The sequence below is a fragment of the Methanosphaera sp. genome, from assembly GCF_022768985.1.
In the GTDB taxonomy this organism is placed as follows: domain Archaea; phylum Methanobacteriota; class Methanobacteria; order Methanobacteriales; family Methanobacteriaceae; genus Methanosphaera.
The window spans coordinates 223943-241276 of sequence record NZ_JALEKL010000004.1 but is presented as its reverse complement, the minus strand read 5'-3'; the positions used below and the strand labels follow the sequence as shown (position 1 = coordinate 241276).

General features: G+C 30.2%; 18 protein-coding genes and 4 tRNA genes. 12 read left to right on the top strand and 10 right to left on the bottom strand.

Annotated elements, in window-relative coordinates; genetic code table 11:
* Positions 1–58 precede the first annotated feature (58 nt).
* The 6 genes from MRZ80_RS02405 to tpiA all read right to left on the bottom strand — a co-directional run bounded on the left by MRZ80_RS02405 (position 59) and on the right by tpiA (position 2601).
* Positions 59–130 (bottom strand) — tRNA-Asp (locus MRZ80_RS02405).
* 99 nt (positions 131–229) lie between these two features.
* Positions 230–303 (bottom strand) — tRNA-Tyr (locus MRZ80_RS02400).
* A gap of 18 nt (positions 304–321) precedes the next feature.
* Positions 322–396 (bottom strand) — tRNA-Pro (locus MRZ80_RS02395).
* Between the two features lie 16 nt (positions 397–412).
* Positions 413–486 (bottom strand) — tRNA-Thr (locus tag MRZ80_RS02390).
* A 174-nt stretch (positions 487–660) separates the two neighbouring features.
* On the bottom strand, positions 661–1893 hold the full coding sequence (locus MRZ80_RS02385; RefSeq protein ID WP_292535832.1) for a phosphoglycerate kinase: 1233 nt from the start codon (positions 1891–1893) through the stop codon (positions 661–663).
* A 36-nt stretch (positions 1894–1929) separates the two neighbouring features.
* A complete protein-coding gene (gene tpiA / locus MRZ80_RS02380) occupies positions 1930–2601 on the bottom strand; it encodes a triose-phosphate isomerase (protein ID WP_292535830.1) in 672 nt (223 codons plus the stop codon).
* A gap of 208 nt (positions 2602–2809) precedes the next feature.
* Here tpiA and twy1 point away from each other — a divergent pair, with 208 nt between their 5' ends.
* Both twy1 and MRZ80_RS02370 read left to right on the top strand, forming a co-directional pair.
* Positions 2810–3751: a 4-demethylwyosine synthase TYW1 gene (gene twy1, locus MRZ80_RS02375; protein ID WP_292535828.1), complete on the top strand. Its 942-nt coding sequence runs from the start codon at positions 2810–2812 to the stop codon at positions 3749–3751.
* A 45-nt stretch (positions 3752–3796) separates the two neighbouring features.
* Positions 3797–4756 (top strand): DUF1002 domain-containing protein, encoded by a 960-nt coding sequence (locus MRZ80_RS02370; protein ID WP_292535826.1) that lies wholly within the window; start codon positions 3797–3799, stop codon positions 4754–4756.
* 172 nt (positions 4757–4928) lie between these two features.
* Here the strand turns inward: MRZ80_RS02370 and MRZ80_RS02365 are convergent, their stop codons facing one another.
* The 4 genes from MRZ80_RS02365 to rnhB all read right to left on the bottom strand — a co-directional run bounded on the left by MRZ80_RS02365 (position 4929) and on the right by rnhB (position 7725).
* Positions 4929–5546, bottom strand: coding sequence for an IMP cyclohydrolase (locus tag MRZ80_RS02365; RefSeq protein ID WP_292535824.1), 618 nt, complete (start codon positions 5544–5546; stop codon positions 4929–4931).
* Positions 5547–5638: 92 nt separating this feature from the next.
* Complete coding sequence (locus MRZ80_RS02360) at positions 5639–6046, bottom strand: biopolymer transporter ExbD (protein ID WP_292535822.1); 408 nt, start codon at positions 6044–6046, stop codon at positions 5639–5641.
* A 22-nt stretch (positions 6047–6068) separates the two neighbouring features.
* Entirely contained in the window at positions 6069–6911 is an 843-nt protein-coding gene (locus tag MRZ80_RS02355) for a MotA/TolQ/ExbB proton channel family protein (RefSeq protein ID WP_292535820.1), read from the bottom strand.
* 124 nt (positions 6912–7035) lie between these two features.
* Positions 7036–7725 carry a ribonuclease HII gene (gene rnhB, locus MRZ80_RS02350; protein WP_292535818.1) on the bottom strand — a complete coding sequence of 230 codons (690 nt, stop codon included), beginning with the start codon at positions 7723–7725 and terminating at the stop codon, positions 7036–7038.
* 302 nt (positions 7726–8027) lie between these two features.
* On the opposite strand from rnhB, the gene pssA reads away from it, so the two are divergent.
* From pssA to MRZ80_RS02300, 10 genes are all read left to right on the top strand, one after another.
* Entirely contained in the window at positions 8028–8786 is a 759-nt protein-coding gene (pssA, locus tag MRZ80_RS02345; RefSeq protein WP_292535816.1) for a CDP-diacylglycerol--serine O-phosphatidyltransferase, read from the top strand.
* Positions 8787–8918: 132 nt separating this feature from the next.
* Complete coding sequence (locus MRZ80_RS02340) at positions 8919–10076, top strand: DUF515 domain-containing protein (RefSeq protein WP_292535814.1); 1158 nt, start codon at positions 8919–8921, stop codon at positions 10074–10076.
* Positions 10077–10139: 63 nt separating this feature from the next.
* The gene (locus MRZ80_RS02335; protein WP_292535813.1) at positions 10140–10502 is read left to right on the top strand and encodes a dihydroneopterin aldolase family protein; all 363 of its coding nucleotides are present in this window, start codon (positions 10140–10142) and stop codon (positions 10500–10502) included.
* Between the two features lie 436 nt (positions 10503–10938).
* Positions 10939–11136: a 4Fe-4S binding protein gene (locus MRZ80_RS02330; RefSeq protein ID WP_292535811.1), complete on the top strand. Its 198-nt coding sequence runs from the start codon at positions 10939–10941 to the stop codon at positions 11134–11136.
* Positions 11137–11140: 4 nt separating this feature from the next.
* Positions 11141–12268 (top strand): 2-oxoacid:acceptor oxidoreductase subunit alpha, encoded by a 1128-nt coding sequence (locus MRZ80_RS02325; RefSeq protein WP_292535841.1) that lies wholly within the window; start codon positions 11141–11143, stop codon positions 12266–12268.
* Positions 12269–13138: a 2-oxoacid:ferredoxin oxidoreductase subunit beta gene (locus tag MRZ80_RS02320; RefSeq protein ID WP_292535809.1), complete on the top strand. Its 870-nt coding sequence runs from the start codon at positions 12269–12271 to the stop codon at positions 13136–13138.
* A 3-nt stretch (positions 13139–13141) separates the two neighbouring features.
* A complete protein-coding gene (locus tag MRZ80_RS02315; RefSeq protein WP_292535806.1) occupies positions 13142–13699 on the top strand; it encodes a 2-oxoacid:ferredoxin oxidoreductase subunit gamma in 558 nt (185 codons plus the stop codon).
* Positions 13700–13729: 30 nt separating this feature from the next.
* Positions 13730–14851 (top strand): ADP-forming succinate--CoA ligase subunit beta, encoded by a 1122-nt coding sequence (gene sucC / locus MRZ80_RS02310; protein ID WP_292535805.1) that lies wholly within the window; start codon positions 13730–13732, stop codon positions 14849–14851.
* Positions 14852–15211: 360 nt separating this feature from the next.
* Complete coding sequence (locus MRZ80_RS02305) at positions 15212–16129, top strand: dihydroorotate dehydrogenase (RefSeq protein ID WP_292535803.1); 918 nt, start codon at positions 15212–15214, stop codon at positions 16127–16129.
* Positions 16130–16149: 20 nt separating this feature from the next.
* The gene (locus tag MRZ80_RS02300; RefSeq protein WP_292535801.1) at positions 16150–16962 is read left to right on the top strand and encodes a dihydroorotate dehydrogenase electron transfer subunit; all 813 of its coding nucleotides are present in this window, start codon (positions 16150–16152) and stop codon (positions 16960–16962) included.
* Positions 16963–17334 lie beyond the last annotated feature (372 nt).

Below are 17334 nucleotides of genomic sequence, written 5' to 3'. Positions count from 1 at the left end.
GGTTAAAAGCCAGGCGCTCTCCCAGACTGAGCTACGAGCCCTAAAATAAAAGTGCAAGCGCCTTGGCCGGGATTTGAACCCGAGTCGCAGGCTCGACAGGCCTGCATGATCGCCTCTACACTACCAAGGCACATATAAATAGATAATTGCATTATAGCAACTATTCTAATAGTATATTGTAAGTAGTATATAAAGGTTATTATATACCAACAATTACTATAAGATAATATCCCGTCTGCCGGACTTGAACCAGCAACATTCGGATCTACAGTCCGATGCTCTGCCAGATTGAGCTAAGACGGGTATTAATAAGTAAGTTGATGGGACCACCCGGATTTGAACCGGAGTCTCAGGCTCCCAAAGCCCAAAGGATCGACCAAGCTACCCTATGGTCCCAATTAATAAAAGTTAGAGCCCCAGGGGGGAATTGAACCCCCGACCGCTTGATTACAAGTCAAGCGCTCCACCAGACTGAGCTACTGAGGCATCTGATGTCTTTAGAGCTACATACGTTCAAGCTCTATTTAATATGTTGTACGTACTTAGTATATAAAGGTTTCCATTTATTCCTATTAAATTAAAAAATATGTACAAAATTAAATTTAAAAGAATTAAAAAGAAAAAAAGCAATTAAAATTGCTTTAATAAATTATTAAAAATTTAAAAATTATCTTTTTTCCTTGCAGATTCATCTAAAGCTTTTACAGCAGGTAAAGCTTTACCAGAAATTAGATTTATACTTGCTCCTCCACCACTACTAATATGAGTTATTACATCATCTAATCCCATATTACTTGCTACAGCAGCGAGATGTCCTCCTCCAATAATTGAAAATCCGTCAGATTCACCAATAGTGTTTAATAAATCCTCTGTTCCTTTACTGAAACCTTCTTTTTCAAATACTCCTGCAGGTCCATTTGCAAATAATGTTTTTGCAATTAATATTTTTTCCATATACATTGAAATTGTCTTACTTCCAACATCATAAATTGGAAGATCAGGAAGTTCATCAACCATATATTCTACACGTGAATCATCTTCAAGAATTGCAAGATCTATTGGAAGTATAATTTTATCAGAATATTCTTTTAGGAGATCTTTTGCAATATCTATATAATCTTCATATCCACGTTCAATTATAAAGTTACGATTATATTCTTTTATATCTATACCTTTTGCTTGGAGGAATATGTTTGCAACAAGACCAGTTGTTAGAATGTAGTCTGCACTATTACTTTTAAGAGCATTAGCCATTACATCAATTGAATCATCAGCTTTAATTCCACCAAGTACATATACACGTGGTTCTTGTGCATTGTCAAGAATTTGATACAATGTATTTAATTCAAGTTCCATTACACGTCCTGCAATTGATGGAAGAGCTTTGGAAAATCCAATAATTGATGTTTGTGATCTGTGAGCTGTTGCAAATGCATCATTAACAAAATAGTCAGCAAGAGGTGCAAGAGATCTTACAAGTTGAGTATCTGCTTGTTCTTCAGGTGTTAATTTTGACATTTCCTCAGAATAGAATCTTACATTTTCAAGAAGAATAATTTCTCCATTAACCATATTTTTAATTGTATTTTTTACATAGCTTGAAAATATAGAGTCTACATATTGAACTTCTTTTCCTGTAATATTTGATAGAACTTCAGCATGTTGTTTTAGTGTTGTGAAATCTGACTTTCCAGGTCTACTTTGGTGTGCTATTATAACTACACGAGCTCCACGATCTGATAATTCAGAAATTGTTGTTGAATGAAGTACCATACGTGTATCATCAAGTAAATCTCCACTTAAAGGATCTACAGGTGAGTTTACATCTACTCTTACAAGTACAGTTTTTGATTCAAAATCTACATCATCCATAGTTTTAAATTGATAATCCATAAATGAAATCTCCCTAATTTATTATATTTTTCATATTTAGACTTTATCTACTAATTCAAGCATTGCCTGTTTTTGATCTTCTGCTTTAATAATTCCTGAAGCAAGAAGTACACCATCTGCTCCAAGTTCCATTGCTGATACTAAATCATCACTTGTTGAAATTCCAGCACCACATAATACTTTAATATCTTTATTTACATTATGAATTGCCTCTACACTATTTTCAACAATTTCAGGATTTGCCTGTGATACTGCAACACCAGATCCTATTAATTCAGGTGGTTCAATTGCAATATAGTCAGGTTCAAATGATGCACATGCAGCACTTGTTTTAATATTATTTGTACATAAAATACTTGTTAAATTATTTTTACGTATAATTTCAACAACAGCATCAATATCTGCAAGTGTTAATCTTTTTTCTGAGTGATTAATTAAACTTCCACTAATACCTGTTTCAATAAGTGCTTCTGGTAAATATGATCCAGTATGTCCACCAGGTGTTATTGGATCGATATGTTGAGCATATACAGGAACATCTACAGCTTCACATATCTGTGCTAGATTTACAGCTTGAGGAGCAATAGCTATTTCAATTCCTGTTTCATCTGTCACTTCTTGTGCATATTGTGATAATTTTAAAGCCTTGCTACCTGTTGATTGTTCATAAGTTTTATAATTAATTATTATTTTTGGTACTTTAGTCATATCATTTACCTTCCATAAAGTTTTAGTTTATGATTTACCATTCCACACATTATTGTATGTTAAAAATCTAAATCTATTAACTATCTATATTAATAATATATCTATTTTCTCTAATATTAAACTAATATGTTAACAGAAGTAGTGTTGTAATATTTTTTATTTGGTTGTGATAATTTTTTAATATTATAAATTATAAACGAATATATTAATGTTAATTTCAAATGAAAAACAAAAAGATTTAGAAAAGAAAGGTTATAGATTTGCAGGAGAACATGTTCATGCTGCAAATAAGATATGTCATTGGACTAGAAAAAGTATAGTTGATGATGGATGCTGTTATAAAGAACAATTCTATGGAATAAAAAGCCATCGTTGTCTTCAAATGTCACCAGCTGTTGCTTACTGTCAACATAAATGTATGTTTTGTTGGAGAGATACAGAGATAACAAAAACATCATGGGACACAGATGACTATGACGATCCAAAAACAATAATAGAAGACTGTATAGAAAATCAGAAAAAGCTTCTATGTGGATTTTTTGGAAATGAAAAGGCAAATCCTAAGAAATTAGAAGAATGTGTTAAACCATCAAATGCAGCATTAAGTCTTGCAGGAGAACCTCTTCTTTATCCTGAAATAAATCAGTTAATTGAGGAATTCCACAAACAAGATTTCACAACATTTCTTGTAACAAATGGTGAAAGTCCAGAAGATTTAGCAAATCTTCAAGATCATGAGCCAACCCAGCTTTATGTATCAGTTGATGCACCAAATAAGGATGTATATAAAAAGGTTTGTAAACCACAAGTTGAAAATGGATGGGAAAAACTACAAGAAAGTCTTGATCTTCTATCAACTATGGATACAAGAAAAGTTCTAAGAATTACATCAGTAAAAGATCTTAACATGTCAAATACTGATGAATATGCAAAAATTATCAGCAATGCTGACATTGACTATGTTGAAATAAAAGCATACATGTTCGTTGGAGATTCAAGAAATAGACTCGAATGGGAAAATATGCCTAAAACTGTAGATATTCAAAACTTTGCACAAGAAGTTGCCCAAAAAAGTGGTCTTGAAATAGTTGATGAGGTAGAAAAAAGTCGTGTTCTTCTTCTTGGAGATAAAAAGCCTACAAAAGTATAATCCTTAATTTTCATACTACATAGTATTTTATGGAGGTATAAAACTATGGGAGCAGGTAAGATTATTGGAGTTGTTCTTGTTGTATTCATAATCTTTGGACTATTTGTTCCACTAGATTCTGTTACAAACATTATAAGTCCAAATTCATCATCAAGTGGTGGTGATGATATTGCAATAACATATGGACAGACAACTTATGATAATGCAAATTATAAGGATATTGTAGATGACTACTTTAAATCAAAAACTAGTGGTAGTCTTAGTAATGTAAAAGATACTATTATCACAGCAAACGATGTAAATAAGATTACATCAGACATTAGTGGTAGAACATACAATGAAAATCAAATTCTTTCATGTGCTATGGTAGACTTAAATAAGAAAGGAAGTCTTAAAGTTGATGTTGATGATTCAAAAATCACACTAGTAACAGAAAGTATGTATAAATCAGCACTTAATTCATCAGGTATTAGTGAAGGTTATGTTGTTGTTACATCACCTACAACTGCAACTGGTGAATCAGCACTTGCAGGTGTAATGAAATCATATGAAAAAGCTTCAGGAAAAGAAATTCCAGATGAACTTAAAGATGCTGCAAATAAGGAAATTTATACACAAACACAGGTTGTAAATGAAAGTAATGTATCAGCAGATGATGTTGCAGATGTTGTATCTGAGGCAAAACAGAAAGCTGCTGAGGAAAATACAACAGATAAAAATACTATTATTAATATCATTACAAATATTACAGAAAATAAGAATATTAACATAACAAACAGTAGTGTTGATAATATTGCAGATAGTGTATCACAATCACAATCTGTACAAGATCAAGCAAATAATTATCAATCACAAATATCAAATTATGTTAACTCAGATGATGGTCAGACTCTATTTGCAAAAATATGGGACTTTATTAACTCAATAATTAATCCATCAAAAGTAGTTGATACAAGTAGTGATGATATAGTTTTAAATAATAGTAGTAGTAATTCTACAAACTAACCACCCTAATTTATCCCTTTTTTACTATTTTATTTTTTTTTTATAAAATAAAGATTAAATTTTGCAAGTTATATTAAAAAGGGGTTGTTTTAAATAAATAATTTAATAAAAAAAAAGAGAAAAAAAGAAGATTAAAAAAATAATTAATAATAAATGGATATTATCTTTTTAATTATTCTTGTGGGTTTTTAAAGTCAATTTCCCATCCATTTGACTTACCAAATGCAGCACATGATGTTACAGGATTTGTAAATTCTTTAAATACTCCTTGATCATATATGTATTCTGCTGCTTGATGAGCATCTTTAACAGGATATTCTACTTCCATAGGTGTTGTTTGTTCATATACTGAAATGTAGTATGATTCATTAGGATTTACTTTTTTAACTTCAATACCACTATCAGTTATGATACCTATAAATCCTTCACCTTTTGTATTAATTACACCAGCAATTCTTGGTGTGTGATATTCATCTTTTTCATAGTCCATTGCAAGAAGTGATAATGCAAGAGCATCTCTCATATTCATTCCTTCACGGATTTTTCCTGCAATAATATCTGTATGTGAACCATTTGTAATTACACATATATCATCAATTATATCAATACAGTTGTAACTTATGTATATGTTTTTATAGATATCTTCTTCTGATCCTTCTGTTGGAACAATAGCTACTTTATTAGCATTTACAATTGATTTTCTATTTGGAAATGATCTGCTTGATACACGGTATGATGCATATACACCATTTTCATTACTTCCTATTGATACGATTCTTCCTAAATACATTTTTTCATCTCATAATTTAAATTTTAATAACTTATTAATTATACTATAGTTGTTATTTTATTTATCTTTTAATTTTTAAGTCACATGATTTACTAACCAGATGCTGGTGCTTTCACTGCCTTATCAACAAGATCAGGTGGTGCTTGAATATTTATTGTTCCTGTTGATGAATCCATCTCTATTTTACCCTCATCCATTACACGTGTATGTACAGCAATTGAATCTCCACGAATATATTTGGAGTAATCTACACCATTTACTGTTACATGTTGTAAATTATTAAGTGGAATAAGATAATATTCAGATGTTCCAGATGATGATGTAGGCTTTGCTGATACTTGATCTTGTGAATAATGGTCAGGAACATCCATTGATGTTTGACTTAGCATTACAAGTAGAAAGATCATGATTGTAAAAATTACATCAAGAAGAGGTACTATGTTAATACCTGGACTTTTCTCATTAAGCTTATCTTTAAATCTTTTTGTGTCAATACTCATTTAGATCCCCTTCATGTAAATCTTATTGTTTAAGTTTACTTTCAACGATTCTATTTGAAGTATCAGAACGTTCACGTATAATTGTTTTAATACCTTTTTCAAGCATGTTAGGTTTTATTGTAACTCTAAGATTTGCCTGTTCATCATCTATCTCTTTTACTTGTATTACACCTGGTGAATCTTGTAGTGCTTCAATAACTTCTTCTTTATCTGTTTCAATCCACACTTTCATCTCTGCACGACTCCAGTTACTCATTTTCTTTGCAATTTCAATATTGTCAAGTTGTACTTCAATTTTTGTTTTGATGTAACTGTAAAATGGTATTAATATAATTGCCACTGCAAGTCCAAAGATTGTTGTAATTATTGAAATATATATTCCACCAGCAAGTAATGACATATCACTACTCATTCCAAGATCTTTAAATGTATACCACATTCCAAGAACTGTACCAATAAGTCCTATAAGAGGAGCTATCTCAATTATTGTCTGTATTGTTGAAAGACCTTTCATCATCTTAGACATTTCAACAATAAATACTTGCTCCATGTTATCTTCTACTTCTGATTTTCCTCTATATCCTATCTTTAATGCTTCTGAGATTATACGAGAAATTGGTGTTTTATACTTACCAATAGCACGTAGGGCTTCAAGTGATCCTCCATGTGCCATTGAATCATTAACTATTATCATTAATTCTGATAAGTCAATCATAGAAGCTTTACGAAGATATAACATTTTATCTATTGAAATAAATAATCCATATAATCCTATTACTGTTAAGATATAAACAATAACTCCACCACTTTGGAACATGCTTATTAAGTCATTAACATATGATATGATTAATGTTATAACATCCATTTTATTAACTCCCTTTTGAGTGTTTTGAAGGTTTTATATAAATTATTAAACCTTACTTATTAATGTTTAATATATCTTAGTTTAATTAATAATAAAGCTATCATAATTATAAACTTAGATATAGTTATTTTTCTTCATGATTTTCATGTTGTATAGAATCTATTGTATTCCATGTTTTTCTTACAAACCATGGATAGTTATCTTCATCAAGTGTTTTTAGATAGTTTCGTGTTACAGGATCACTCGGATATCCTGATCCTAGCTTTCCATATTCTGATCTTATCTTTTCAAGTTCTTTATCTCGTGTTGTTTTTGCAATTATTGATGCTGCTGAGACTATGTCATATTTTTCATCTGCTTTGTGTTTTGTCATTATCTGTATTGGCATGTCTGGTTTTTGTATTGTTTTTATGAATTCCTCTATTGTTTCTGTGAATTTATCTTCATTTGATTCTATACAATCTATTATACATGCATCTGGCATTAACTCACCTATTATATCTTCCATTGCATTTGTTTCTATCTGATTTAGATTTATTGAATTAAGACGCATTTCATCGATTTTTTCAGCCGGTATTATTCTTGTTGTAAATGTTGTTAGTTTTTTTATTTTTCGTGCTATTACTGTTCGTCTTTTTGATGTGAGTTTTTTTGAATCTTTAACTCCCATTCTCTTTAGAAATCTTAGTTTTTTTCGTGGAACTAGTACTGCTCCTACTACTAGTGGTCCTAGTACTGATCCTCGTCCTGCTTCATCTATTCCTAGAACTAGTGAATCATCTTCCAATATAAAGTCATCATCGTATATCATCATATTTTTTTTGCCAGATTTTAGTTTTTTTTAAATATTAATATATTCTATTGTTTTGTTGTTATTATTGTTATGATTATCTACTTTTTGAAGTATTATCTTTATGAATTTACATATTTTTATAAAATTATATATATTAAATTAAACAATGTTTAAATAAGTATTGTATTTTTATAATTATTTATAGAAATACTATTTAAAATAAGAGTTGTTATTTGAAAAAAATCAATTATGTTAAAAAAAGACTTATTAAAGAAAATACATAATTAATATATTAATAAAATTATGTAGGGGCATCAAAGTAAATGGAAACAAACATACTAAAAATGATTACCATTGCAGACTGCATGTCCATTGCCAATGCCTTATGTGGATTTCTGGCAATGTTTTTCATACTAAAAGGTGAAAACATACTATCTGCACAACTACTACTTCTAGCAGTTGTATTTGATTGTTTAGATGGAACAGTTGCAAGAATGCTTAATACAAGATCTGGAATGTTTGGAGAAAACATAGATTCACTTGCAGATATTGTTTCATTTGGAGTAGCTCCAGCTATAATAATGTATATGATATCACCATCACAGTGGATTATAATACCAGCAGCACTTGTTGTTATATGTGGACTTCTAAGACTTACACGATACAATACACTTGTAGTATACCAGGAAGGACCTACAAAAACATTTCTTGGACTTCCAATTCCTGTAACATCAACAATACTTGCAGCTTTAATATTATCATCATTTACAGATATGTATCTTATATCTGTGTTAATGATAATTATATCAATACTAATGGTATCAGAAGTTAAATATCCAAAAATAAAAAATAATAAAATACTCATACCATTTGCAATTGTTGTAATATTATGTATGATTCCAGGTGTAAATACACTACTATATAGTATACCATCATATGTGCTTCTTATAGCTGTAGCTGTATATATATTTGGAGTTTTCATTAAGAATTTAAATCTTCAAAATTCAAAACTTTCAAATCAAATAAACAGATCATATAAAAATACAAAACATGAAGTACAATCATTACACAAAAAACAATAAAAAAAAATGGATTAAATCATAACCACCTAAATATTTTTTCTTTTATTTTTCTTTTTTTAATATAATAACAACTCTTTAACTTTGAATAAATAATTTTCAACATACATAATAATATAAACTAAAATAAGAGTTATGAAAAAACTTGATAAAATACTAAATTCTAAATTTAGCAAACACTTCAAAGAACTTAAAGAATATCTTAAAGAAGATAATCAAAATAAAAAGCCATCTCTTCATAAAAATCATAAATTTAGAAAAGAAGATATTTTTGATTATAAAAATTATTCACAAAAAGATCAAGAACTTATAACAGGCACAGTAGTATGTATAATTGTCATAGTTGTACTTCTATCAATTGGATATTATTTTCTAGTATTTGCACCAGAGGCAGAAAAACTAGATAATGCAAAGAATATGAAAATTAATGAAGTTAACATGATATTTAGTGATGATCTTACATATTCATCTGCAAAACAATCACTTACATCAGAAATTTACTCAGCAAAAAGTGTTGCAGAAGTAGATGCTATTGATGTTAAAAAAGCTGCATATCCTGTTATAAAAAATAAACTACTTGATGATATTAATCAAATGAAAGATCGATACAAGCGTGTTGCAATAAGAAGTGGTAGTTCAATTACAATTGCTTCAATTAAAAATGCAACAGAATATATTAACACAGCAGGTGTTGATGAAATAATAGATATGAAAATTGAGGAAGTTGACACAACAATTATTCCACTTACAATTACACGAAAACAGGCAGCAAGTGGACTTATTGATGTAAATGATATTGTTGATATATACACAACAAATCCACCCACAACAGATAATGGTGAGGATGAATTTAATGAAAATAGTACACAAAATAATACAAATAATACAACAATACCAGTTAATGGAAGTGAAGATAATAATGAAACATTAAAGCTTGCAGGTGGAGCACAGATCATTTCAATACTAAGAGCACAAGATGCAGGAAGTATTAACTCAAACATTGCAACATCAAACAATACAACAACATCTACAAGCTTTGACATACAACAGATACAATCAGCAAAAGCTGCAGGAATTGATGAAACACAAAAACATAAAATAAATCTCACATCATATGGAAGTAAATTAACAGAAAATGAACGTACATCAAATATTGCAGATCTTAATGCACAATATATTATAATGGTAGAAGTTCCAAAACAAAAAGTTAATGATATAATATCAAATATGGATAATATCATCCTTACAATACCAACAAGCAATGCACCAGATTGGGTTAAAATTAAAGCATGAAGAAATTTATATTAATATATATTATTATATGAAAAAAAAAACAATTCAATGAGGAGAAATAATATGAGTGATATTGATAAATACTTCAAAAATCTAACAGATCGTGAACATGCAATATTTGAAGGAGCAGTAAGTATGGGGGCATTATACCACCAGTTTGTTGGAACACCAGTAAGTATTGAAAGTTCACAATCACTAAAAGATGCAATAGCAGAAAGTATCATGCTTCAGCCTGCTGTTGTTGATGTAAAAGTAGACTTTGACATGGACTTAATGAAAAAGGCAATAGGTGATATGCAATACACATCACTTGATGGTAACATGCTTATAATTGAAATAACAACACAAATTAATGATACAAAAATAGTTACATGCATATCATATAATGAAGAACTACAATATCCACTAATGTATGTTAAAGACTAGAAAAAATAATAACATCACCACCCTACATATTCATCTTTTTTTATCTAAAACTTAGAAAGAATTGTTTAAATTGGAGTTATACTTAAAAGTTCTCAATGTCTAAAATTTATTTTAAATAAGATAAGTTATAAATATAATAATTAATTGTGAGAGTTTCAAATATATAAAGAAAAACAAGTATGTATTAAGTTAAAACTATGAAAATTTAATTTAAAAAAATATATTTAAAATTAAGAAATAAAAAAAATAAGAATTTATTTCAAAATTTATACCAGAAAATGTGAAAATAGTTTCCATAAGAAAAAACATGACATGACAACTAATATGACAAACAACTAATCAACACTAAATTTTCTAGGAAACAATAAAAAAAGAAGTTTTCACAACCATGATATAAGACTTTCACACTCTATATAAAACTAAAAAAGGTAATAATATGCTATACTTAAATGAAGAATTATGTAAAGGATGCTATATTTGTATTGACATATGTCCAAAACAAGTATATTCAAAATCAGATCAATACAACCTTAAAGGAGTTTGTATACCAGTAACTGATGATGAAAAATGTGTAAAATGTAAACTATGCACATTAATGTGTCCTGACCAAGTAATAACTGTAGAGGATGACTGATAAAATGGATAAAAAAGAACGTTTTATACAAGGAAATGAAGCATGTGCACTTGGAGCACTTGCTGCAGGATGCAGATTCTTTGCAGGATACCCAATTACACCATCAACAGAAATTGCAGAAATAATGTCAAAAGAACTTCCAAAAGTAGGAGGACACTTCATACAAATGGAAGATGAAATAGGAGCAGCAGGAGCAATAATAGGTGCATCATGGGGTGGACAAAAAGTTGTAACAGCAACATCAGGACCTGGATTTTCATTAATGCAGGAAAACATAGGATATGCTGCAATGACAGAAACACCTATTGTAATTATTGACATGCAAAGAGGAGGACCATCAACAGGACAGCCAACACATACATCTCAAGGTGATATGATGCAGGCAAGATGGGGATCACACGGTGATTATGAAACAATAACACTTACACCATCATCAGTACAGGAATGTTTTGACTTCACAGTAGAAGCATTTAACCTCGCTGAAATCTACAGATGTCCAGTATTTATAATGGCAGATGAAATTGTAGGACATATGAGAGAAAAAATTGTAATACCTGATGAAATTGAAATTGTACCAAGACAAATGCCACAAAAAACAGAAAACTATCTTCCATATGAAGCTGATGAAAATGCAGCACCTGCAATGCCATCATTTATGGAAGGCTATGATATACACGTAACAGGACTTACACACGATGAACGTGGATATCCAAGTACAGATGACCCAGATGTACATACAAAACTTGTATCAAGACTCTGTTCAAAAGTTCTAGAAAATAGAAATGAAATGGCAAACATTGAATATGACTACCTTGATGATGCAGAAGTTGTAATACTTGCATATGGAATACCTGCAAGATCAGCAATAACAGCAGTTAAAAAAGCACGTGATCAAGGACTAAAAGTAGGATACATCAAGCTTAACCTTGTATGGCCATTCCCAGCAGAAAAGATCATAGAACTAGCAGGTGATGCAAAAAGAGTTATTGTACCAGAATTAAATCTTGGACAAGTATATCTTGAAGTAGACAGAGTTCTAGGAAAAACAGCAAAAGTTGAACTTCTCCCAAAAATTGGAGGAGGACTACATACACCAACTGAAATATTAGATAAGATTATGGAGGACTACTAAATGGAGAATGAAAAACACCCATCTAGATTTATGAAATATCTAAGAGAAGAAAGATTACCTCATATATTCTGTCCAGGATGTGGACATGGAATAGTATTAAACACAATCTTTAATGGTATTGAATTATCAAATAAAGAATTTGAAAATATCTCCATGGTATCAGGAATTGGTTGTTCATCAAGAATACCAGGATATGTAAAATGTGACTCACTCCACACAACACACGGACGTGCAATAGCATTTGCAACAGGACTTAAAGTTGCAAATCCAAAACAAGACGTACTTGTAGTATCAGGAGATGGGGATGCAACATCAATAGGTGGAAACCATCTTATACATGCAGCACGTAAAAACATCGACCTTACAGTTGTATGTATCAACAATGATATCTATGGTATGACAGGAGGACAAATCAGTCCAACAAGTCCACAGGGAAGTTTTGCAACAACAGCACCATATGGATCAACAGATAAACCATTTAACATTGCAGAAGTTGCAAAAGCAGCAGGTGCAACATACGTTGCAAAATACACAACAAACCAGCCAATACAAGTATCAAATGCTATAAAAGCTGGACTTGAAAACAAAGGATTTTCATTAATTGAAGTAATATCACAATGTCCAACATACTATGGACGTAAAAACAAGCTCAGAACACCTATTCAGATGCTTAACTGGATAAAAGACAGTACAGTTACAATAGAACAAGCAAAAGAAATGACAGAAGAAGAACTTGAAGGTAAAATCATCACTGGTGTATATGTAGATAAACCACGTAAAGAATACATTGAAGCAATGGAAGATGTAATGCGTGAAAAATTCGATGTTGACCCTGATGAAAACATTAACAAAGCATATAAGAGGGATTAAGAAATGAGAAAAGATATTCGAATAGCAGGATTTGGTGGACAAGGTATACTTATGGCAGGTATTGTAATTGCAAAAGCTGCATCACTTTTTGATCATAACTATGCTGTACAAACACAATCATATGGTCCTGAAGCAAGAGGAGGAGCATCACGTACAGAAGTTGTAATTAGTGATGAAAAAATCGACTATCCTAAAGTTGAAAATCCTGAAATATTTGTTGTAATGTCACATGAAGCACTTCTAAAATATATTGATGATATTAAAGAAGGTGCAATACTAATTGCAGATCCTGACCTTGTAAATATTGATGCAATAGATGATATTATTAAAGATAAAAAACTAAAATATTATCAGTCACCTGCAACAAAAACAGCAGATCAAGAAATTGGTAAAAAAATTGTTGCAAATATCATAATGCTAGGATCATTTGTAAAAGCAACTGGTATCATATCAGAAGAAGCTGCAAAAGAAGCTGTTCTTGATAGTGTACCTGCTGGAACCGAAGAATTAAACCTTAAAGCATTTAGTGAAGGAATGAAAATAGTTGAAAAAGTAAACTAGGGACTAATAATTAATTTGGAGTCATAATATATGAATATACATGAATACGTAGCTAAAAATATATTTAAACAAGCTAACTTGAATACACCACAATCCTACTTGTCACATTCACCTGAAGAATCTGCAGAATTTGCACGTGAAATTGGAAAACCTGTAGCTGTAAAAGCACAAGTATTAACAGGTGGAAGAGGAAAATCTGGAGGTATCTTATTTGCAGATACACCAGAAGAAGCAGCTGAAAAAACAGAAATCTTATTTAATAAAACAATTAAAGGCGAAAAAGTAGAAAAAGTTCTTATTGAAGAAAAAGTTGAAAATAAAGTTGAAGAATACTATCTTACAGTTATTCTTGATCGTGATGTAAGACAACCTCTTATAATGGCAAGTATTGCTGGTGGAATGGAAATTGAAGAAGTTGCAAAAACAGCACCTGAAAAAATTGTTAAAAAATATGTTAATCCAATTAAGGAATTTATGCCATATGAGGCAAGAAACATTGCACTTCAAATGGGTGTAGATACAAGTGAAATTGCAAAAATTGGAGATATTATCCTTAAATTATACAACATATTTAATGAATATGATGCAACAGTTGTTGAAATTAACCCATTAATTAAAACAGCTGATGGTGAATTTATTGCTGCTGATGCAAAAATGGCTATTGATGATGATGCAAGTTTCAGACATACAAAAATTAAACAATTTGATGAATTTAAAGATGATAAATTTGCATATGTAAAACTTGATGGTAACATAGCAGTAATTGGTAATGGTGCAGGTTTAACTCTAACAGCTATGGATTTAATTGAATACTATGGTGAAAAAGCTGCTACATTTATTGATATTGGTGGTGGAGCTGCAGAAGATATTATTAAAGATGCACTTAACCTTGTTCTTAAAGATGATGATGTAAAAGTTATATTCTTTAACATGCTTGGTGGTATTACTCGTGCTGATACTGTTGCTGAAGCTATAGTTAAAGTAAGAGAAGAAAGTGATATCCATAAACCTATTGTTATTCGTCTTACTGGTACTAAAGAAGTTGAAGGTCAGAAAATACTTTCAGATCATGGAATTCCATTTGAAACATCAATGGAAAGATCAGCTATTAAGGCTATTGAAATTCTTCACTCACTTGAAGATGAAGAGTAGATTTCACAATATAAATATAGCATAATTCTTCACATAACCCCCATCTATTTTTTTATTTTTTTTATAGAACTTAATTAATTATTATAACTTCATGTAGATAACATACTTTAATTACTTAGTATTTTAGATATTGTTTTATTATTTTAGTATTTAGATTTAATAATTTTATATATTTTCAATATATTTACTTATTTAATTTATGATTTATTTAATTTAATTGAGGATAACAGCATACCTAGAATATCTCATTAATTAATCTTGCCCAAAAATAAATATAATATTATACTTTTTTTAATATGATCAAACAAAAATAAAATATAATAAAAAATCAAATAGACTTTTTGGGAGATTAAATTAGTTATGTTAGAAAATGAAATTCTTGGAATGAAAGTTTCAAACCCACTATTTTTAGCTGCTGGAATTCTTGGAACAACAGCAAGTTCAATGAAGATGGTTGCAAAAGCAGGAGCAGGAGGAATAGTAACAAAATCCTTCTCAATAGAACCAAATGATGGATATGAAAATCCAACAATAGTAAAAATAGAAGGTGGAGTAATAAACTCAGTAGGACTAGCAAGCCCTGGAGTAGAAGCAAAAAAAGAAGAACTAAAAGAACTTGAAGAAATACGTCCACAAACACCAGTAATAGCATCAATATATGGTGATAGTGAAGATGTATTCATAGATGTAGCACAAAGAACAAAAGACTATGTAGATGCATTTGAACTAAATGTATCATGTCCACATGCAAAATGTGGATTTGGATCAAACATAGGAGAAGATCCAGAACTAACACATAACATAGTAAGCAGTGTAAAAGATGCAATAGATGATGTGCCAATCATAGTAAAACTCACACCAAATGTACGAGACATCACAGAAATAGCAAAAGCATCAGAAGATGCAGGAGCAGATGCACTAACACTCATAAACAGTCTAGGACCAGGACTAAGAATAGACTATAAAACTGCAAGACCAATACTAAATAATAAATTTGGTGGAATAGCAGGACCAATGATAAAACCTGTAGCACTAAAATGTGTATATAAAACATATGAAGCAGTAGACATACCAATCTTTGGAGTAGGTGGAATAAAAGACTACAAAGATGCACTTGAATTCCTATATGCAGGAGCATCACTACTACAAATAGGAACAGCAATAATGTATGATGGACCTGAAATATTTTCTAAAATCAGCAATGACTTAGAAATATTCCTAAAAGACAATGGATATAAAAATATAAAAGAAATCATTGGATTATCACACAGACTATAAAAATTGAGGGGAGAATTTACATGTTAGAAAACATTTATGATGATGAAGTTCCAAAAGTTGTAGAAATAAAACAAACAATCATAGAAACACCAACAGTAAAAACATTCATATTTCCATGGCAAATAACAGATGACATAAAACCAGGACAATTTGTAATGGTATGGGATCTTGAAGTTGAAAAACCAATGACAATATCAGTAATAGATAAACAAAACAACCTCATGGGAATAACAGTAAGAAAAGCAGGACCATTTACAGAAAATCTATATGAAAATGTAGATGAAGGAGATCTTATAGGAATAAGAGGACCATATGGACATGGATATGAACTTGAAAGATACAAAAAAATACTAGCAGTAGGAGGAGGATCAGGAGTTGCATCAATAGCATCACTATCTGAATTCTATGATGATGTAGATCTAATATCAGCAGCAAGCAGCAAAGATGAACTTGTATTTACACAGAGATTTGAAGAAAAAAATGAAGAAGTATATGAATGTACAGATGATGGATCAAGAGGATATCATGGATTTAGTACACAACTTGCAGAAGAACTTCTACAAACAGGAAAATACGATGTAATAATAGGATGTGGTCCTGAAATAATGACATACAAACTATATGAACTTAGCATAAAATACAACATCGACTGTCAAATGGCACTAGATAGATACATGAAATGTGGAATAGGAATCTGTGGACAATGCTGTATGGACGACACAGGAGAACGTGTATGTGTTGAAGGACCAGTATTTGACAAACAACAACTATCAAAACTATCAGAATTTGGAAAATACCGCCGAGATGCATCAGGAAGTATAGTAAAATACTAAAATAGATTACCCACCACAAGAAAAAACATAAACTCCCAATCTCTTTCTCTTTTTTATTTTTTAAAGTTATTTAGAAGTTAAATTATGAAAAATAATTAAATTTTATAAAAATAGTTTAATGTAAAGTTAATATAAGAAAAAGTTCTATATAATAGTAAAATAAGGAACTCTAAAATTTAGCGATTCATAGAGTTCCTTAAAAATTGTAAATTAGTATAAAAAAACTATCATAACTAAGAGTTAAAATAGTGATTCAATACAATAGTATATACATTTTTTATTATTATTATACTTAACACTATTTTTATAATATCTCTTTTATTTGATAGTTTAATTCTTATTTACAAGCATTATTCAAAAAAGAAGAGATGT